Raw genomic sequence first — 19,987 nt, forward strand, 5'->3', positions numbered from 1 at the left:
GAATAGCACGTTATTCATAAAATGAATCACGAATGCCTCTTCTGATGTCGCAAAACGTTTTATCCCGTGCAATACTTGCCGGACATTCGGCAGACACTTTTACCCGGGGCGATTCATGGCTGAGGAAAAAACGGTTCAGGAAAGCGCGGCTCAGACTCCGCTCAAGACGAGGCTTGCCGACCCCATTGCGCTCACGCGCCAGTTAAGCAGCATGGTCGATAAGCGCTACGACATCCTCAGACGCATCGGGGAGACGGGCTCAATTTCAGAGGCCGCCCGCACGGCCGGGGTCTCCTATAAAGCCGCCTGGCAGGCCATTGAAACGCTCTCAAACCTCGCGGGCAGCCCGCTTGTGGAAAAAGTGGTGGGCGGCAGCAAAGGCGGCGGCACACGGCTCACCCCCGTCGGAGAACAGGTTCTCAAACTCGCCTCGCGCCTTGCGGAAGCACGCGCCGCGGTGCTTGCGCAGTTTGAGTCCGAGTTTGTTCCGGAACTTGCCAACCTCTCGGCTTCCACGCTGCGCACCTCGATGCGCAACCACCTTCCCGCCGTCATCACCCGGATTTCGCGCGGGGCCGCGCAGGTGCGCGTGCATCTGAAAATTGACGAGGAAAACAGCCTCAAGGCAACGCTTACGCAGGAAAGCGCCCAGTTAATGGGGCTTGACGTCGGCACAAAAGTGCTCGCTCTGACGAAAGCCACGGCCGTTGAAATCGCGCAGCAGGCCGTGCAGCAGGATTACGGCAACATTCTCAGGGGGACTGTTGTGAGAACGTCGCGCGCCGACCGAGGCGGCGAAGTGACCCTGAGACTTGCGGGCGGTATGTCCCTTGTGGGGTTTTCTCGCCCCCGTCACGGCTTACGTGTCGGGGATACCGCTGAGGCCTATATCTCACCGCAGAGTGTTGTGATCGGGCTTTTCACTTAAGGCGCTTCTATCAGATCTGTAAACTTCGGATACAAAGATTCAAGCCGTTGATCAATGTCAAAACCCTGAACGGCCCTTCGTTTTCAGATCCACTTAATATTTGCCCCGTGGATGCCCGGGTGCACCGCAGACAAATTCAGGCGCAGTCCTCGGAACCAGCGCCGCGTGAAATTTTGCGTCCCGCCCCTCAGAGACGGCGTGCCGCACACACTGAAAAAACAAAAATAAGCCCCTCCGGTCTTGTACCGCGGATGGCTCAGGAGTTGAAAAATGAGCTTTAACAAAAACAGCAAATGGTTCGCCAGCGGCCTCGTCCTGGTCGGTATCGTTGTGGGCGTTGCCCTTGTTTCCGCCGGTACGGCTGTTGTTCACTGGTCCGGTTCCACGCAGTTCTGCGGCACGTTCTGCCACTCCATGGACCGCGTCTATGCCGCTTACCAGCACGGTCTGCACGGCAAGACCAACGTCGGCGTTGAAGTGGGCTGCGTTGACTGCCATCTGAAGTATGAATCCGAAAAGTCCATCTCTCAGGCTCAGGTAGTTGGTCTGCTCTGGCACAAGGCAATGAGCGGTTCTTCTTCCCTTTGGGGTGAAATCCGCGGCACGATGAGCACGCCGGAAAAGCAGAAGGCCATGCAGAATGAACTTTCCGAGAAGTATCTGAAGTGGGCCCGCTCCACGGGCTTCCAGAACTGCCGCGGCTGCCATGACCTCAATAACTTTAAGGTCAACCCCGCCAAGCCCATGGTTGCTCCGATGCACAAGATGATGGCCGATACGCCGGAAGCCGACTGCATCGAATGCCACAAGACCGCCGGCCACGACTACGAGGCGATCGACAAGGCTGAGGCCAAACCCGCAGCTGCCGCCAAGGAAGGCGTCAATTAATCGGCCTGTAATCAGCTGATCAGGCACAAAGCCCGGAGAGAATTCCCCGGGCTTTTTCTTTGTCTGAAAATTGTGTCCGCACACTGCGCCGAAAACCCCGATGCCGGCGCTAGAATGCCCGGCAACCTTTGTTTTTTAACGCTCAGACTTTGAGCTTCGGAATTTTTCAAAGTGACTGATTCCCCCCGTACCATTTTCCGCAAGAACTACAAGCCCTACACCCACTCGATTGACTCGGTGGAGCTTGACTTTGTTCTCGACCCGCAGAGCACGCTTGTCACAAGCCGCATGAAGGTCACACCCAAGCGCGATGCCGAAACCGATGACCTCGTCTTAAACGGGCACAACCTCACGTTTGAAAGCCTCAGAATCAATGACCGTGAGGCCAAGGACAACGAATACAGCCTCACCGAAGACTCGCTCACGGTCTACGGCGTAAGCCACCAGACCGACATCACGATCGTAAACCGCTTCAGCCCGGCCGAAAACACGGATCTCTCGGGCATCTACATGTCGGCGGGGTCCTTTATGAGCCAGTGCGAGGCCGAGGGGTTCCGGGCGATCACCTACTGGCCCGACCGCCCCGACGTGATGAGCCGCTTTACGGTGACAATGCACGCGGACAAGTCCGCCTACCCGGTGCTTCTTTCCAACGGCAACCTTGTGGCTAGCGGCGATGAAAGCGAAGGGCGCCACTGGGCGCGCTGGGAAGATCCCTTTAAAAAGCCCTGCTACCTCTTTGCCCTGGTGGCCGGCCGCTTTTCCGTGCGCGGCGACAAAATCACGCTTAAAAACGGGCACGAGTGCCTGCTGCAGGTCTGGACCGAAGAGAAGAATTTCGACAAGAGCGCCTGGGCGCTGCAGTGTCTGAAAAAGGCCATTTTCTGGGATGAGGAGCGCTGGGGTCTGGAACTTGACCTTGACCGCTTCATGATCGTGGCAACCGATGACTTTAACTTCGGCGCCATGGAAAATAAGGGCCTCAACATCTTTAACTCCCGCTACGTGATGGCAACGCCCGACATTGCAACGGACGCCGACTACGCCGCCGTTGAGTCCGTGGTGGGACACGAGTATTTCCATAACTGGACCGGTGACCGCGTCACGCTCAGAGACTGGTTCCAGCTCACCTTAAAGGAAGGCCTCACGGTATTCCGTGACCAGGAGTTCTCGATGGACATGGCCCCGGACAGCACGTCCCGTGCCATCAAGCGCATCAAAGACGTGAAGGCCTTAAGAACCGCGCAGTTCCCGGAAGACGCGGGCCCCATGTCGCATCCGATCCGTCCGGACAGCTACCGCGAGATCAACAATTTCTACACGATGACCGTGTATGAAAAGGGCGCGGAAGTAATCCGCATGCTGCAGACCATGCTCGGTAAAGACGGTTTCCGCAAGGGGCTTGACCGCTACATCATGCTCCATGACGGCAACGCCGTGACGTGCGATGACTTCATTGCCGCGATGGCGGAAGCCAACAACCGCGATCTCGGACACTTTGCGCTCTGGTGGTCGCAGTCAGGCACCCCCCGCGTGTCGGTGGAAACAAGCTACGACGAAGTTCATCAGACCTTAACGCTCAGAGCCTCGCAGGCAACGCCGGCGACGGCAGACCAGAAGGAAAAGGCGCCGCTCGTCATTCCGATTTCCGTGGGGCTGCTCGACACCGAAGGCCGCGACATGACGCTGAAGCTCGCCGATGACAACGAAGCAGCCGTACCGCAGACCACGCGCACCCTGATACTTGAAGACGAAAGCGACGAGTGGGTCTTTAAAAACGTGGAATGTAATCCCGTGCTTTCTCTGGCCCGCGGCTTTTCCGCGCCTGTGATCTTTGACTACCCCTACAGCCGCGAAGAACTCGCGTTTCTGGCCTGCCACGACAGCGATCCCTTCAACCGCTATGAAGCGATGCAGCGCCTGGCGGTTGACGGCTTAAACACCATGATCGACATGGTGGAGGCAGGCGAAGAGCCTGAAGTGAACGACGCCTGGTCAACGACCTTCCGCTCAGTGCTTAACGACGATGGTCTCTCGCCCGCCTTCAGGGCAGCAGCACTGCAGCTGCCCGACGAAATGACGGTTGCGATGACGCGCGCCATGATTAACCCGGACGCCGTGCGCACGGCCTGGCTTTCCGCGCAGGCCTTTTTCGGACGCCACTTAAGCCAGGACTTCTCTTCCACCGTTTTGAAGAACTTCTCCGCGGCGGACTATTCGCCCGACGCGGTTGAGGCCGGAAAGCGGGCACTTAAAAACACGGCGCTTGACTATTGGCTTGCGGGCGGCAGCGCCAAGGCGCTTTTAACCGCACGCGATCAGTTTGACAACAGCGACAACCTCACCGACCGGCTCGCAGCGCTGCAGATGGTTGTCAACAGCCAAAGCCCCGCAAAGGTCGACGTGCTCGATGCCGCCGCACGCCTCTGGGTAAGCGAACCGCTGCTGATGAACAAGTGGTTTACGGTGCAGGCAACGGCCGTTGCGCGCGCCAACGAATGCCCGGTCGTGGACCGCGTGCGGGCTCTGATGGCAAGCAAGGTCTTTTCCATTAAAAATCCGAACAACGTCTACGCCCTTGTAAACGCCTTCTTTACCCGCAATCCGGGCGAATTTCACCGTGCCGACGGCTCGGGCTACCGCTTCTGGGCGGAGACCGTGCAGGCCGTGGACAAAATTAATACCCATGTGGCCGCGCGCCTTGCAAGAGCTCTTGACAACTGGCGCCGGTTTGACCCGGCACGCGCCAAACTCATGCATGCGGCGCTTACTGAGGTCGCCCAAAACACCACGCTTTCTTCGGGCGTGCGTGAAGTCGTCGACAAGGCTTTGAACTGCCGTTAACCGTTTATCAGGAATTTTTAGTTATGACGCACACAACACTGAAGCATTACCTTGAAGCGGAAGTCACAAAAAACGGCCTGCCGCAGAAACTTGCCGACCTTATCACCGGTGTGGCTGAAACGAGTAAGGAAATCAGTTACGAAGTAAGCCGCGGCGCGCTTGCCGGCGTTCTCGGCATGGCCGGCACCGAAAACATTCAGGGTGAGGATCAGAAAAAGCTTGACGTCATCAGTAACCGCCTGATGGTGGAAGGCTGCATTGCCACGGGAGCCGTGAGCGCCATGGCTAGCGAAGAAATGGATCACGCCCTCTTGGTTCCGGCCGATAAGCCCGTTGGTCCCTACCTCATCTGCTTTGACCCCCTGGACGGCTCAAGCAACATCGACATCAATGTCTCGATCGGCACGATTTTCTCGGTGCTGCCGAGTCCTAAGGGTGCTTCCCGCGACATCACCGATGATGATTTTCTGCAGTCAGGCGACAATCAGCTGGCCGCCGGCTACGTGATCTACGGCCCGCAGACGCAGCTTGTCTTTACCGTTGGCCGGGGCGTGGCGATGTTTACGCTTGATCCCGACAGCGGCGACTTTATCCTCACGACCCCGGTTGTGACGCTCGCTGCCGACACCAAGGAATTTGCCATCAACATGTCCAACATGCGCCACTGGCAGGAACCGGTGAAGCGCTATGTCGCTGAACTGCTGCAGGGCACAACGGGCGTGCGCGGCAAGGACTTCAACATGCGCTGGGTGGCGGCGATGGTCGCCGAAGTGCACCGCATTCTTTCCCGCGGCGGTATCTTTATGTATCCGAGGGACGACCGCGATCCGGCCAAGCCCGGGAAACTGCGCCTGATGTACGAAGCCAATCCCATGAGCTGGCTCATTGAGCAGTCGGGCGGCGCCTCGACCGACGGACGGCAACGCATTCTTTCAATTGCCCCGGAAAAATTACACCAGCGTGTGGCAGTATTTCTCGGAGCGAAAAACGAGGTGGAACTCGTCACGTCCTACCACAAAAATTAAGGAACCTTCCTGTCAACTACCCCTGGCTGAAGTCAGAGGCTTGGCAACAAGTCTTGGTTGACTAGCCTCAGTCCGTTTTCGGACGGACTCCGTTGGTTGGGAATCCGTTCCGTCGCAAGACGGGACGCAAACAGGCACCGCGGGATGTCGATCCCAGTCCCGCGCTCTGCAGTCTGCGGTTAAAAGCTCTGAGAGGTAGGAGCGGTGCTTCAGACAACAAACCCCTTCCAACATTGGCGAAGGATCACCACCGACCGCAAGGTCGAGCAGACGGAGCCCGTGAGGTATCCGTCAATGGAGAACACTTTGAAAGTTTTTGTGTTGAATATGCGCGGGCAACCGCTCATGCCGTGCTCCCCGCCCAGGGCGCGTAAGCTCCTTCGGGCCGGGAAGGCCGTGCCTGTGCGCCGAACGCCCTTTGTGATTCAACTGACGGTGCCGACGGGCGAAACCAAGCAGCCGATCACCTTGGGTGTGGATGCGGGCTACAAGCACGTCGGCCTGAGCGCAACGACCGCCAAGGAAGAGTTGTTGGCTTCCGAGGTCGAACTGCGGCAGGACGTGACGGGCTTGCTCTCGGATCGCTTGGAACTTCGCCGCGCCCGACGCAACCGCAAGACCCGCTACCGTGCGCCGCGTTTTGATAATCGCGTTCGATCAAAGCACAAGGGTTGGCTTGCGCCGTCCGTGGAGAACCGCATTCAGGCGCACATATCGCGCATTGAAGCGGTTTGCCGAGTGCTTCCGATCACCAAAATCGTGATTGAAACCGCATCCTTCGACATTCAGAAGATCAAGAATCCCGAAGTCGAAGGCACGGACTATCAGCAGGGCGACCAGCTCGGATTCTGGAACGTGCGCGAGTACGTTCTTTTCCGCGACGGTCACGTTTGCCAAGCCTGCAAAGGCAGATCGAAAGATCTGATTCTCAACGTGCATCACATTGAGAGTCGGAAAACGGGAGGCGACGCGCCGGGCAACCTCATCACGCTCTGTGAGGCGTGCCACAAGGCGTATCATGCAGGCAAGTTGAAGCAGTTCAGTCCCCGGCGCGGCGCTTCTTTCAGGGCAGAGACTTTCATGGGCATCATGCGTTGGACGGTGCTCAACCGCCTGCGCGAGCGCCATCCCGAATTGCCTGTCACGAATACCTACGGGTATCTGACCAAACACAAGCGCATCGTCGCGGGCTTGCCGAAGACGCATTGCGCGGACGCTTTCTGCATTGCCGGCGTCCTCGACGCAAAACGTTGGGGCGAATACCTGTTTCAGAAACAGACGCGCCGCCACAATCGCCAGATCCACAAGCTGACGATTCTCAAAGGCGGTGTGCGCAAGCGCCATCAGGCTCCGTACCTAGTGCACGGCTTCAGGCTCTTTGACAAGGTGCTGTGCAAAGGGGAAGTCGGCTTTATTTTTGGCAGACGCTCCTCGGGTGCATTCGATGTGCGCCGTCTGGACGGTACAAAGATTTCTGCCGGTATTTCCTACAAGAAACTTTCGCTTCTTGAGAAGCGAAAGATGTTTTTAACTGAACTGAGAAAGGAGGGCCGCGATTCCTCCCGCGTCTGAAGACGCGGGAGGAATCGCGGAATTTCTATGAAAAAAACTGCAGCCGTTCTTACCGCCGTAACGGCCCTTTTGGCCGTCAGCTCCGTGAGCGCCCAGTCGTCGTTTACCGATGATCTGAAAAAGAGCTGGCAGGCTACCAAAGAAGCGGCTGCAGACACCTGGGAAAAGGCCAAGGACGCCACCGCTGAAACACGGGAGAAGTCCGCTGACAAAGCCTCTGACGCGTGGTCTGACGCAAAAAAGTCCGCGTCTGAAGGCTGGGACAAGGCCAAGGACATCACTTCCGACAGCTGGGATAAAACCAAAGAGTTGTCTGCCGAAGGGTGGGCCGCCGCCAAGGAAAAAACGAAGGAAGGCTACAAGGCCGGCAAAGAGAAACTCAGAAACTGGCTGGCTGAGTAACGGTTTACCCCAAGGATTAAAAAAACGGGCTACTTCAAAAAGGCAGCCCGTTTTGGCGTCATTACCGTTTATTTGGTGCCGAAGAGCCGGTCACCGGCGTCGCCCAGGCCCGGCACGATGTAGGCCTTTTCATTGAGTTTTTCATCAAGCGAAGCGACATACACATCAATATCGGGGTGGTTCTTCTGGAACACCTCAACGCCTTCGGGAGCTGCCACAAGCGCAAGGAAGCGGATGGAATTTCCCGCCACACCGCGTTTTTTCAGAACATCTGCGGCATGCACGGCCGAGTAGCCGGTCGCCATCATCGGATCACAGATGATAAAGAGGCGGTCGGTGACGTCAGGAAGCCGCACGAGGTACTCCACCGGCCGGTGGTTTTCATCGCGGTACATGCCGATATGCCCCACACGCGCCGAAGGCATGAGCTGCAGAAGGCCGTCACTCATTCCGAGCCCGGCACGCAGCACCGGCACGATCACCTGCTTTTTGCCGGCAAGAGTCGGCGCCTGCATCGGTCCGATCGGGGTTTCAATATGACGGTGCGAAAGCGGCAGATCACGCGTGAGTTCGTAGCCCATCAGCACGGTGATTTCATGCAGCAGCTGACGAAACACGTTGGTACTCGTCTCTTTCTGACGCATGATGGTGAGTTTGTGCTGAATCAGCGGATGATCAACGATATGAAGTCGCGGGAAACGGGCGTCGGTTTTCATATAAATTTATTCCCAAGATCGGTTGCAGACTGCTGGTAATGATACTCGTGTCAGGCAAATTCTTAAGCCTCATGAAATCTTGCAACCGCTTGCAAAAAAGACATGTGTTTCACGCCGTTTTCCCCTAAGATCGCACGACTTTTTCCGTTAAGTCCCACGGTTTTATTCAAACATGTCTGAATCCGACAAAACGCCCGAAAACCCCAACTCGCCTCACTTTCTTGAGGGTCCGGGCATCATTTTCAATAAGTGGCTCACCTATGCGCAGGCTGTGGCGCTCGTTGCGATCGCACTTGCGGCCGTCGCCGGCATCGCGCAGTCCATCTGGGAGATGAGTCTCTCGCGAAACATCAGTCTGGGCGACCTCTTGATGCTCTTTCTTTACATCGCCGTGATTTCGATGGTTAAAGGGGCCTGCTTCGGCACCCGCGAAATTCCGATTCACACGCCGATTGCTCTGGCAATCGTTGCGGTGTCGCGCTACATCGTGGTGGACTATAAGCACATTTCGCCCGAGTACATGCTCTTTACAGCCCTGGCGATTCTGATTCTCGTCGCAGCGCTCTGGATCGTGAAGAAAACCTCGAACTCCATGACCACTGAAGGTATCGGATAGGAGGCGGGGCTAGGCCCCGCCGTCCTTCCACACCACCGCCCGTACCGATCTGGTAGGCACTGCTCACGCAGTGTTTTACGGCGGTTTTCATGGTTTTACCTTCCCATACCGTTAACTCGGTATAGATACCCGTTTCACGGGAGAAGGGCGGTATTTACCCGTCAGAATCGCACTCCTAAGCTCGCCCGGATGCGCAAAGATATACGCTCGAATTTCTTCAGTCGTCATCCCGTCGACACCGGGAGCACCTCTGTTGCTCTCGACGCGTTTGAGCGCCGTGAGCAGGTTTTCAGTGCTCAGTATCGCTTCAAGTGTGATCCCCGTGAAAGCAGGCGGGGTATGTGCGGTGTTTTCCATGTCCATCACGGCCGTTGCGCCCTCCTGAGTTCCTCTTCCCATTCCGTGGGTACCAAAACTCAGACAGGTTTCTTATGTTTTCTGCGCCATGCGACTTTGTGTCTACGGCACCGTACTCCCATAAATTTGGTCCTTCGTCAGGTACTGCCCTGCTTACTATGACCGTTGCTGACTACTCACGGCAAGCTTTACTCCGACAATGCTGTTGCATTGAAGTCCGTGAGTCCTCCTCGGGTAAGAACGCGTTCTTTCCCACCATGTACCTGCTGCATTTACACCTCGGATTCCGTGTAGCTTCGGGCTTCATCTTGTTTAGCAGACTTACCCATCTTCAAATGCCTTATGCAGTTTCTGTACGTCAGGTCAGTGGTTTGCCTCCAGCTTCCTTCAGATCCCGCCTCGCGGCGGACACCCTTGCTCTTGGCTATGTGCTTGGTGCTACCCCCTGCACTCGGGACTTTCACCCGTTAGAACGCGCTCATGCCGAGCGCACATCGGATAGGAGGCGGGGCTAGGCCCCGCCGTCCTTCCACACCACCGCCCGTACCGATCTGGTAGGCACTGCTCACGCAGTGTTTTACGGCGGTTTTCATAGTTTTACCTTCCCATACCGTTAACTCGGTATAGATACCCGTTTCACGGGAGAAGGGCGGTATTTACCCGTCAGAATCGCACTCCTAAGCTCGCCCGGATACGCAAAGATATACGCTCGAATTTCTTCAGTCGTCATCCCGTCGACACCGGGAGCACCTCTGTTGCTCTCGACGCGTTTGAGCGCCGTGAGCAGGTTTTCAGTGCTCAGTATCGCTTCAAGTGTGATCCCCGTGAAAGCAGGCGGGGTATGTGCGGTGTTTTCCATGTCCATCACGGCCGTTGCGCCCTCCTGAGTTCCTCTTCCCATTCCGTGGGTACCAAAACTCAGACAGGTTTCTTATGTTTTCTGCGCCATGCGACTTTGTGTCTACGGCACCGTACTCCTATAAATTTGGTCCTTCGTCAGGTACTGCCCTGCTTACTATGACCGTTGCTGACTACTCACGGCAAGCTTTACTCCGACAATGCTGTTGCATTGAAGTCCGTGAGTCCTCCTCGGGTAAGAACGCGTTCTTTCCCACCATGTACCTGCTGCATTTACACCTCGGATTCCGTGTAGCTTCGGGCTTCATCTTGTTTAGCAGACTTACCCATCTTCAAATGCCTTATGCAGTTTCTGTACGTCAGGTCAGTGGTTTGCCTCCAGCTTCCTTCAGATCCCGCCTCGCGGCGGACACCCTTGCTCTTGGCTATGTGCTTTGTGCTACCCCCTGCACTCGGGACTTTCACCCGTTAGAACGCGCTCATGCCGAGCGCACTAAGAGGCACAGACGCCGGAAAACTTCCGGCGTCTGTAACGATTTCCTGCGGCAAGACAATTTTCCATAGCCCGCCACCTATAATGAACGGCAAACCAACCTTTCTGGCGCGGAGGTTTGCCGTCATGCCGATTCGAACCGTTGTTCTTGTTTTTCTCTGCATTGTTGCCGCTGTCTTTCTGATTCTCAACTGGCCGGGCATCACGGCGCCGGTCCCGGTGAATCTCCTGTACACCGACACGGAAGCGCCGCTCGGCCTCATTCTCCTGCTGGTTTTGGGCGTGCTTTGGATTGCGGGCATCATCTGGGCGCTGCTGCAGCAGGCAGCCACCCTGCTTGAAATCCGCAAGGCTTACAAAGAAGCCGATTCAAGCCGCGGGCTTGCCGACAGCGCCGAAAAGTCCCGCTTTGAAGAAAGTAAGAAAGCCTTTCACGAAGAACTTGCCGCACTGGAACAGAAGTTTGCGGACACTGAAGCGCAGAACATAAAGGACCGGGACGCCTTCCGCGAAAAGCTTCTCACGCAGATTGCAGCGCTGCAGTCAACGCTTGCCGCGCTTGACGTCAAAATCGACGCGGTCGCCGAGAAAAACGGCGTGGAATTTAAACCCGCGGCTCCCGCTGATAAAAAGGCTAAGAGCGGCTTCTTCGGTTTTCTCGGTCACCGCGAAAAGGAACCGGCCAAACCCATCATGGCCGTTGAAAAGACACCGGTAAAAGAGTTGCCGGGCAACACCGGAACGGCTGAAAAAGAGCAGGCACAAGAACAGAAACGCTGAGAATCCGGACGATGGCAGACCATACCTACCGCTACCTCTCAGCCCTGGTATCACAGGGGAGTTTTTCGCAGGCTGCGCGCTACCTCGATATTTCGCAGCCTTCGCTGTCACAGTTCATTCAGCGCCTGGAAGCCGAAGCCGGCACCGAACTCATTGACCGCACGAGCCGCCCTTTAAGGCTTACGGCCGCCGGAGACTGCTTTCTGCAGACTGAGCGGCGCATTGAGCAGCTCCGGGACCTCAGAACCAAAGAGATCGCCGATATCGGCGCCGGCATCCGCGGGCACGTGAGGCTCGGAGTCTCCCAGTACCGCTCAAGCTACTTTCTGCCGCTGGTGCTGCCTCGGTTCAGAAGCCTTTTCCCCGCCATTGACATTACGCTGGTGGAAGCCACCAACGACGCACTCGAGACCTGTGCCGCCGACGGCACAACCGACGTCTCCATTGTGCTTGCGCCGGTTCTCAACAACGAACTCACCTACACAGCGCTTTACGACGAGAAAATCCTCATCGCCACGGCAGCGGACAGTGCTCTGGCAAAGTCCGTCCCTGAAACCAAGGCCGAATTTGACAAGCTCGATTTCTCGCGGCTTGATGCGGAACCCTTCATCACCTTGCGGCGAGGCCAGAAATTTCACCGGCTTTTCTGGAACCTCTCCTCGCGCTGCTCGGTTTCCCCGCGCATTGTGCTTGAGAGTGAATCCCCGATTGCGGCGCTGATGCTTGCAAGCGCCGGACTCGGTGCCACCTTTGTCACCGAAACACTCGCCCGGCGCTGCCCCACCGCTCAGCCCGTGCGCTTTTTTGAAATTGCGCCGCTCGTTCCCCCGCGTCAGGTCGTCGCGGCCCGGCGCAAGGACACCTATCTCAGCAAAGCCGCCCAAAGTCTCATTGATGTGATGCACACCGTCGGCGAACGTGAATTCCGCCACGGTTAATTTTTTCAAAAATTACGGGTTAACCCTTTATTTAAGAGTGATACTTCATTCATTATTCAGGGTTAACACGTAATTTCTTCGGAAAATTCTTCGATTTCCTTTCGTTTTAAGTAACGAATATTGACAAAAGTCAATCCTTAAATTTCCTTAAGGGAGCATGATTCGCTCAACAAGAAAGACAACCGGTGCGCGGTGAGTTTTCAGTGCATCCGGGCCCCCAATCTCAAACAAAGGAAATCAGTCATGACGACTCCTGAACAAATCAAGTTCGCTCATACGCCGACTTCGGACGAAGTGATCGCCGGTGTTACGCTCAAGGACGCCAAGCGCGCAAGCAAGTGGACGGCCTACTTTGACGTGGCTCAGTCCGTTACGGGCCTGCTGCTCGGTCTGTTCCTCTTCTGCCACATGGCCTTTACGAGCTCCATTCAATTCGGCAAGGACCTCTTCTGGAACCTCATCCAGTGCTCCGGCCTTACCCCGATCTTCGGGCATGAACAGGTTTGGGCTCACTTCATCTTCGTGGCTGTGATCACGGTGCTCGTCATCATCCACGCTCTGTGCGCCTTGCGCCGCTTCCCGACCTCTTATAAGCAGCTGCGCGACATCTTCGCACACAACAAGTTTGTGCATCACACGGATACGCGTCTGTGGGTCATCCAGTTCGTGACCGCCATCATCCTCACCGCCACGGTCTTCCCGCACGTGATGGGCATGCTCACGGCTCCGTCTGAAATCGACCCCAACCTCTCCTCCGTTCACACCTATCACATGGGTCTCATTTGGACGTTCATCTTCCTCGTTGCCACGGAACTGCACGGCATGATCGGTCTGTACCGTCTCGGTGTTAAGTGGGACGTCATCAAGGGCCGCGCTCACGGCTTCCGTACGACGATGCTCGTGGTTGCCCTTCTCATGATCGTCTGCGGTGCCTTCACTGCCACGACCTTCTACATGAACGGCAAGCAGCTCGTTGAAAGCGACCAGGCCGCTGTCCGCTACGTGCCCCAGAACAACTGGTTTGCCAAGTAATCCTCTGCTGAAACTATCAGCTTAAGGTTACCCAAAGGCGTCGGTTAAGTCCGGCGCCTTTTTTGTATCTGCCTTTGATAAGATGCCGCCTCCTTTTCAGGGGAGTAGTTGGCTGAAAACTTCCGGGAACGCGTTTTGCGGCGCGGTTCCGAAGCAAACAGCGTCTGCATCAACAGACTCAGAGACCGGACGAACAAAAGCCCGGCCTTTGTGGTGCAGACTACGACAGGAAAGTCCCGAAACAAAACTCCGTCCGACAGCAAGACCTGCGAAAGACTGCCCGGCTTCTCTAACCCGAAGAAGTTGACATCCGGTCCGTCCTTCGTACGTGTTTTGTACCGTCAACTTCGCCTGAACCCATGTTTGAATCACTTCAGCTTATCGGCATCTCCACGGCTGTCGTCACGGCCGCTGAAATCGGGGATAAAACGCAGCTGCTTGCGTTTTTCCTTGCGGCGCGCTTTCGTGCGCCGATGCCCATCTGTCTGGGCATACTCGCCGCTACCGTCGCCAACCACGCCATAGCCGGACTTTTAGGCGCCTCCGTTGCCTCCTTCATCGATCCGGAGGTTCTGCGCTGGATTCTGGTGGCGGCCTTTCTCGCAATGGCCGTCTGGATTCTCATTCCCGACAAAATGGAAGAAGATTCCTGCGTCTTTGCACACAAACGCTTCGGCGTGTTCGGTACGACGTGCGTACTCTTTTTCCTTGCGGAAATGGGGGATAAAACGCAGATTGCCACAATGGCCCTGGGTGCGAGCTACGCCACGAGCGTGATTTCCGTCGTTACCGGCACCACGCTCGGCATACTGCTTGCGGACGTCCCCGCGGTCTTTATCGGCAACAAACTCTCCGAGAAACTCTCCATGAAGTGGATGCGCCGGATCGCTGCCGCCATCTTTGTGCTTCTTGCGGTTTTGGCGGCCGTTGCCGACGCTCCCGACGTCTGATCCCTCCCGTTTTGCCTACGGGAAATCCGCCGCTACTTCATTGAGATTGACTCTCAAACGAAAAGCGGCGGTTTATTTTTAAGGGTATCTACGGATATTCCGGGGTTGTCTCACTCTAAGAGTTTGACTAGCATCAAAAGCGAGAAGTCTCGTTTACAAAAATAAAAACCGGACGGGGCTGAACCGATAACCGCAGCAGGCAAACCCTTGCATCGCCTGCTCCACCACGGGGAGACAAATTAAATGTCCCAACACGAATCTAGCATTGAGATTGGTGCGTTAAGCAACAAGACCAAGCTCATACCCCTCATTCTGGGCCCGCTTCTGGCGCTCGCCTTTTACTTCATCCTGCCAGAAACGTACACGACGCCCGCGGGCGAGACCGCACAGTTTTCCCATGCGGGCCGCGCCTGTGCTTCCGTCGTGCTCTGGATGGGCATCTGGTGGTTTACCGAAGCCGTGCCGATTGCCGTCACGGCGCTTCTGCCCATCGTGATCTTTCCGCTTTTCGGGATCACCACGCCCGCTGAAGCGCTGAAGAACTACGCCAACAGCACGATCTACCTCTTTATGGGCGGCTTTCTGATTGCCGCAGGTATTGCCCGCTGGGGTCTTGACCGCCGCATTGCGCTTCTCACGATCCGCATCGTGGGCACGCGCCCGCAGCAGATCATTCTGGGCGTGATGCTGGCAACGGCGTTTCTGTCGGCTTGGGTGAGCAACACCGCCACCGCCGCCATGATGCTGCCGATTGCCATTGCCATCATGGGTGTGGTGCGCCGCAAAAGTAAGCTCGATGCGCCCGATGTGCGGGAACACAACTTTAATGTCTGCCTTTTGCTGTCCATTGCCTACGGCGCCAGCCTCGGCGGTATGATCACCCTGATCGGTACGCCTCCGAACGGCATCTTCGTGCGGTTTGTGGAACAGACCTACAACGAACAGGTGAGCTTTCTTGAGTGGCTCAAGATTTCGCTGCCCGTGGGCATCGGGCTTCTGGCTGCCACCTACATCATCATGACGAAGTTTCTCTTCCGTCAGCAGATTGATGCGATCGAAGGTGGACGCGAATGGGTGTCGGCGGAACTTGCTTCGCTCGGCAAACTCTCCCGCGGCGAAAAGATCGTCCTAACGGTCTTTGTCTGCGCGGCGCTTCTCTGGGTGTTCGGGCCCTTCCTGAGAGCCCTTGAAATCGGCGGCATGAAGCCTCTTAAGCCCATGAGCGACGCCGTGATTGCCATGGGCGCGGGCATCATCCTCTTCATTATTCCGGTTGACTACAAAAAAGGCATCCACGCGCTTGACTGGTCAAGCGCTTCGGAAGCGATCAGCTGGGACGTGCTGCTTCTCTTCGGGGGCGGTCTCTCGATGGCTGCGGCCATTCAGAGTACCGGTGCCGCACAGGTCGTAGGCTCTGCCGCCATGGGGCTTTCGGGCCTTCCGGACTGGGGGATCACGACGGGCGTGACAGCCATTGCCGTCATGGCTTCGGAATTTACCTCCAACACGGCGCTCGCCGCCACGATGATGCCGCTTGTGGCCGCGATTTCTGAGTCGCTAAAGATCAATCCTGAAACACTGCTTCTCTGCACCACGTTCGGCGCCTCCTGCGCGTTCATGATGCCGGTGGGTACGCCTCCGAACGCCATGGTCTTCGGTACCGGCAAAATCCGGATCGGCGAAATGATCCGCGCGGGTATCTGGCTTAACATCGTCGCAATCATCCTGATTCCGCTGCTTTGCATCCTCATTGCGCCGGGGATTCTGAGTAGCCTCCAGGCACCGCTCTAAAACACGCACCTGAGCAAACGGCCGGACTTTACGTTCGGCCGTTTTTTACCGCACGGAGATTTCTGAAAGGATTCTTCTCACGGTCTGCGAGAGCCCTGTCTGCCAGGGCCCTGCCTCAATGCCGAAGACGCGGTGAAGGCGATCTGTTGCGAGGACACAATTTAAGGGCCTGGCGGCCGCAAAAGCAATGTCCTTTGTTTTTACCTCAGTCAGTTTTCCCCGCACGGCCAAGCCTTCCTGCGTGAGGCAGTCCCGGATAAAGCAGGCTGCCTCAAAGCGCGTTGTAACGCCTGAGGACGCTGCGTGATAAAGGCCGCCTGCCGCCCGGTTCGGCCCGACGGCGGAAAGCACCTGCCAGGCAATTTCCGCTGCCGTGCGGGCTGCGGTGGGAGCCCCCTTCTGATCACCGGCGACACGCAGGTCACCTCTGGCCAAAAGGCCTTTCACAACCCAGGGGACAAAGCCCCTCACGGTACTTGCGTGCACCCAGCCCACGCGCAGTACGGCGCCGCCTTCACGGATGACGGCCGCTTCGCCTTCGGCTTTACTGCGGCCGTAGACGTTAACGGGCGAAACGGGATCGGCTTCCGTATAGGCCCCGTTTTTTGTGCCGTCAAAAACGTAGTCGGTGCCGAAATGAATGAAGGGCACGGCCCGCATGCGGCACCAGTGCGCAATGAGCTCCGGCGCCCGGGCATTGACGGCAAAGGCGGCCGCGGATTCTGTTTCCGCCCGATCCACCGCCGTGTATGCCGCGGCGTTAATGACTGCTTCAGGGCTGTACGACTCAAGTGCCGACCAAAGAGCACTTTCGTCCGTGAGATCAAGCGCCGCGTGCGTGAGACCCACGGCCTTCACGCCCGGCGGCACACGCTTCATGAGGCTTTTTCCGATCTGGCCTCCCGCGCCCAGGACCAGGACCATCATGCCGCCGCCTTTTTGCGGGACGCACTCTTTTTCGCGGGCTTTACAACGGTGCGTGCAAGTTCTTCCCTCAGATACTTTCCGGTAAGGCTTGCAGGGCACGCGGCAATCACGTCTGCCGGGCCTTCGGCAACGAGTTCCCCGCCCCTGGAGCCTCCGTCCGGGCCGATATCCACGATCCAGTCGGCAAGGCGGATCACGTCCAGATTGTGTTCAATGACAATCACCGTGTTGCCGAGCGCCGTGAGTTTGCGAAGCACCTTCATTAAGGCCGCCACGTCATCAAAATGCAGCCCCGTGGTGGGTTCGTCCAAAATGTAGAGCGTGCTTCCCGTATCGCGCCTTGAAAGTTCTTCGGCAATCTTGATGCGCTGGGCTTCACCGCCTGAGAAAGTCACCGCGCTTTGCCCCAGGCGGATGTAGCCGAGGCCCACTTCTTCAAGCGTTCTCAATTTTCTTGAAACCGCCGGAAAGGCCGAGAAAAAGTCCGCCGCCTCCGAAGCCGTCATATTGAGCACGTCGCAGATGTTTTTCCCCTTGTACTTTACTTCCAGCGTTTCGCGGTTGTAGCGCCGTCCCTGACAGGTGCTGCAGGTGACGTAAACGGGCGGCAGAAATCCCATCTCAATTTTGATGACGCCGTCGCCCTCACAGGCTTCGCAGCGCCCGCCCGGCGTATTAAAGGAAAAACGCCCTGAGTCGTAGCCGCGTTCAATCGCCGAGGGCGTCTGCGCAAAGATATCGCGGATACTCGTGAAAAGCCCCGTGTAGGTTGCGGGGTTGGAGCGCGGCGTCTTTCCGATCGGGCTCTGATCCACGTCGATCACCTTGTCAATGAGATCCAGCCCGTCGATGCGGTCGTATTCAAGCGGCCGCTCTTTCGTGTGGTTAAAGTGCCGTCTGAGCGCGGCGCCCAGCGTGTCGTTCACAAGCGTTGACTTCCCTGAACCCGACACCCCGGTCACCACCGTCACCGCCCCCACCGGGAAGTGACAGGTGAGGTTTTTGAGGTTGTGCCCACGCGCGCCTTCCAGTGTCAGAAACTGAGTCATTTCTTTCGGACGCCCCTTGCCGTCGTCTTCCACGCGGGCGCGCCCCGAGAGGTAGGCGCCGGTTTTGGAGGCGGGGTTTTGAGCCACCTCCGCGGGCGTCCCCTGCGCGATCACTTCGCCGCCGTGCTCGCCGGCGCCCGGCCCGATATCCACGATGTAGTCGGCGGCGCGGATCACATCGATGTCGTGTTCAACCGCAACCACGGTGTTGCCGGCTTCAGAGAGCCGCTTCATCATGGCAATCAGTTTTTCGTTGTCTCTCTGATGCAGCCCGATCGTGGGTTCATCCAGCACATACGTAACGCCTGTGAGGCCCGAACCGATCTGACCTGCAAGACGGATACGCTGCATTTCGCCCCCTGAAAGGGTGGAAGCCTCACGGTTTAACGTCAGATACCCCAGGCCCACGTCACAGAGAAACGCGAGGCGCTTTAAAAGTTCGGCAACGGGCCCCTCTGCGACGGCCTTGCGCTCGGGCGAAAAGGTGAGCTCTCTGAGTGTGTCGCGTGCGTCCGTTAGACTCATGGCCGTGAGTTCGGCAATATTGACGCGCGAGTCACCTTCACCGAGATAAACGTCCAGCACTTCTTTCCTGTAGCGGGCTCCCCCGCACTCCGGGCACACCGACACGGTGCGCATTTGTTTCAGCCCCACGCGGGCGGCTTCACTTCTTTTACGCTCCCAGTCGTGGTCCAACGCGCCGATCACGCCCGTAAAACCGCCTTCCCTGCCGTCACCGTACAAAATGAAGTGCTGCACCTCGGGCGAGAGTTTTTTCCAGGGCGCCGCGAGGTTAAAGCCCATTTTGTCGGCAAGGCGCTCCAGAATCTGCCAGTTGGCGCGGCTTTTCGGAGACCATCCGCACACGGCGCCTTCGCCCAAGGAGAGCTCCGGATCGCGGACCACAAGGTGCGGATCAAACTGATCCACGCGCCCCGTGCCCTCACACTTGGGGCAGGCCCCGAGCGCGTTATTAAAGGAAAACATCGGGGGCGTGGGTTCTGCGGCACTGTAGCCGCACACGGGGCAGCCGTAGCGGGTGGAAAAGCTTTGCTCCGGGAAGTTGCCTTCCATCGGCGCAAGAATGGCTTTGCCGTCACTTAACCGCACCGCCGCCTCAAAGCTTTCGGCAAGGCGCGAGCGTGACTGATCGCTGATTTTGAGGCGGTCGACGACGGCTTCAAGCGTGTGAACGCCGTCGGTTTTGTCGCCTAAAAGCTCTTCGGTCGCGCTCACTGCTCCGTCAAGCCTTACGCGCACAAAGCCCCGGCGGCTCATTTCCGCTGCCGCCTGCCCCACCACTAGGCGCGTGTCGCGGGAAACGGGCGCCAGAATCATGACTTTCGTCCCTTCGGGAAGCTTTAACGCGGCGTCCACCATATCATGAATGCCACAGCGCGACAACGGCACATGGTGCTCGGGGCAGTACGGGCGCCCTGCGCGGGCAAACAAAAGCCTCAGATAGTCGGCTGCTTCCGTAACGGTTGCGACCGTGGAGCGTGAACCGAGCGTTCCCGTGTGCTGTTCAATGGAAATCGAAGGGGAGAGCCCCTCGATGCTGTCAACGTCGGGCTTATCCAGAACGTCCATAAAGCGCCGTGCGTAGGAGCTCACGCTTTCGGCGTAGCGCCTCTGGCCTTCGGCGTAAAGGGTATCGAAGGCAAGCGAACTTTTGCCGGACCCCGAAAGCCCCGTGATTACCGTGAGCTTGTTGCGGGGAATATCGACGTTCACATTTTTCAGGTTGTGCGTGCGTGCGCCGCGGATACGGATCCAGTCGTTTGCCATAGCGTTTCACAGTGCCGGAACGAAAAAAGTGGT

17 protein-coding genes are annotated in these 19,987 nt (G+C 57.3%); 12 read left to right on the forward strand and 5 right to left on the reverse strand.

The genetic code is table 11. The annotated features are described in order from the left end of the window. The first annotated feature begins 115 nt into the window (after positions 1 to 115). The 6 genes from NXF97_RS04540 (at position 116) to NXF97_RS04565 (ending at position 7,659) form a co-directional block, all read left to right on the forward strand. Positions 116 to 928 (forward strand): TOBE domain-containing protein, encoded by an 813-nt coding sequence (locus tag NXF97_RS04540; protein WP_274956603.1) that lies wholly within the window; start codon positions 116 to 118, stop codon positions 926 to 928. Positions 929 to 1,198: 270 nt separating this feature from the next. After that, positions 1,199 to 1,816 (forward strand): cytochrome c3 family protein, encoded by a 618-nt coding sequence (locus NXF97_RS04545; RefSeq protein WP_274956604.1) that lies wholly within the window; start codon positions 1,199 to 1,201, stop codon positions 1,814 to 1,816. Positions 1,817 to 1,987: 171 nt separating this feature from the next. Beyond that, complete coding sequence (gene pepN, locus NXF97_RS04550; protein WP_274956605.1) at positions 1,988 to 4,660, forward strand: aminopeptidase N; 2,673 nt, start codon at positions 1,988 to 1,990, stop codon at positions 4,658 to 4,660. A gap of 23 nt (positions 4,661 to 4,683) precedes the next feature. Beyond that, positions 4,684 to 5,685: a class 1 fructose-bisphosphatase gene (locus NXF97_RS04555; RefSeq protein WP_022373228.1), complete on the forward strand. Its 1,002-nt coding sequence runs from the start codon at positions 4,684 to 4,686 to the stop codon at positions 5,683 to 5,685. Between the two features lie 294 nt (positions 5,686 to 5,979). Beyond that, positions 5,980 to 7,257 (forward strand): RNA-guided endonuclease IscB, encoded by a 1,278-nt coding sequence (gene iscB, locus NXF97_RS04560; protein WP_274956606.1) that lies wholly within the window; start codon positions 5,980 to 5,982, stop codon positions 7,255 to 7,257. A 27-nt stretch (positions 7,258 to 7,284) separates the two neighbouring features. Then, positions 7,285 to 7,659, forward strand: coding sequence for a hypothetical protein (locus NXF97_RS04565; protein ID WP_022372648.1), 375 nt, complete (start codon positions 7,285 to 7,287; stop codon positions 7,657 to 7,659). A 68-nt stretch (positions 7,660 to 7,727) separates the two neighbouring features. Here NXF97_RS04565 and upp read toward each other — a convergent pair whose 3' ends face one another. Next, positions 7,728 to 8,375, reverse strand: coding sequence for a uracil phosphoribosyltransferase (upp, locus tag NXF97_RS04570; RefSeq protein WP_022372647.1), 648 nt, complete (start codon positions 8,373 to 8,375; stop codon positions 7,728 to 7,730). Positions 8,376 to 8,547: 172 nt separating this feature from the next. On the opposite strand from upp, the gene NXF97_RS04575 reads away from it, so the two are divergent. Continuing rightward, a complete protein-coding gene (locus NXF97_RS04575; RefSeq protein WP_274956607.1) occupies positions 8,548 to 8,991 on the forward strand; it encodes a phosphate-starvation-inducible PsiE family protein in 444 nt (147 codons plus the stop codon). Positions 8,992 to 9,102: 111 nt separating this feature from the next. On the opposite strand, the gene NXF97_RS04580 is transcribed toward NXF97_RS04575, so the two are convergent. Further along, on the reverse strand, positions 9,103 to 9,357 hold the full coding sequence (locus NXF97_RS04580; protein WP_274956608.1) for a hypothetical protein: 255 nt from the start codon (positions 9,355 to 9,357) through the stop codon (positions 9,103 to 9,105). 604 nt (positions 9,358 to 9,961) lie between these two features. Continuing rightward, positions 9,962 to 10,216, reverse strand: coding sequence for a hypothetical protein (locus tag NXF97_RS04585; RefSeq protein ID WP_274956609.1), 255 nt, complete (start codon positions 10,214 to 10,216; stop codon positions 9,962 to 9,964). A 609-nt stretch (positions 10,217 to 10,825) separates the two neighbouring features. On the opposite strand from NXF97_RS04585, the gene NXF97_RS04590 reads away from it, so the two are divergent. From NXF97_RS04590 to NXF97_RS04610, 5 genes are all read left to right on the forward strand, one after another. Next, positions 10,826 to 11,479 (forward strand): hypothetical protein, encoded by a 654-nt coding sequence (locus NXF97_RS04590; RefSeq protein WP_274956610.1) that lies wholly within the window; start codon positions 10,826 to 10,828, stop codon positions 11,477 to 11,479. Between the two features lie 11 nt (positions 11,480 to 11,490). Continuing rightward, a complete protein-coding gene (locus tag NXF97_RS04595) occupies positions 11,491 to 12,417 on the forward strand; it encodes a LysR family transcriptional regulator (protein WP_022372644.1) in 927 nt (308 codons plus the stop codon). A 243-nt stretch (positions 12,418 to 12,660) separates the two neighbouring features. Next, positions 12,661 to 13,449, forward strand: coding sequence for a fumarate reductase subunit C (locus NXF97_RS04600; protein ID WP_074009753.1), 789 nt, complete (start codon positions 12,661 to 12,663; stop codon positions 13,447 to 13,449). A gap of 359 nt (positions 13,450 to 13,808) precedes the next feature. Beyond that, on the forward strand, positions 13,809 to 14,399 hold the full coding sequence (locus NXF97_RS04605; protein ID WP_274956611.1) for a TMEM165/GDT1 family protein: 591 nt from the start codon (positions 13,809 to 13,811) through the stop codon (positions 14,397 to 14,399). 243 nt (positions 14,400 to 14,642) lie between these two features. Next, a complete protein-coding gene (locus NXF97_RS04610) occupies positions 14,643 to 16,190 on the forward strand; it encodes an SLC13 family permease (protein ID WP_274956612.1) in 1,548 nt (515 codons plus the stop codon). 45 nt (positions 16,191 to 16,235) lie between these two features. On the opposite strand, the gene rfbD is transcribed toward NXF97_RS04610, so the two are convergent. Both rfbD and uvrA read right to left on the reverse strand, forming a co-directional pair. After that, positions 16,236 to 17,117, reverse strand: coding sequence for a dTDP-4-dehydrorhamnose reductase (gene rfbD / locus NXF97_RS04615; RefSeq protein ID WP_274956613.1), 882 nt, complete (start codon positions 17,115 to 17,117; stop codon positions 16,236 to 16,238). After that, a complete protein-coding gene (gene uvrA / locus NXF97_RS04620) occupies positions 17,114 to 19,954 on the reverse strand; it encodes an excinuclease ABC subunit UvrA (RefSeq protein ID WP_274956614.1) in 2,841 nt (946 codons plus the stop codon). Before uvrA ends, rfbD begins: the two co-directional genes overlap by 4 nt. Between the last annotated feature and the right edge of the window lie 33 nt (positions 19,955 to 19,987).

Source organism: Duodenibacillus massiliensis (assembly GCF_928721995.1).
Classification (GTDB): Bacteria; Pseudomonadota; Gammaproteobacteria; order Burkholderiales; family Burkholderiaceae_F; genus Duodenibacillus; species Duodenibacillus massiliensis.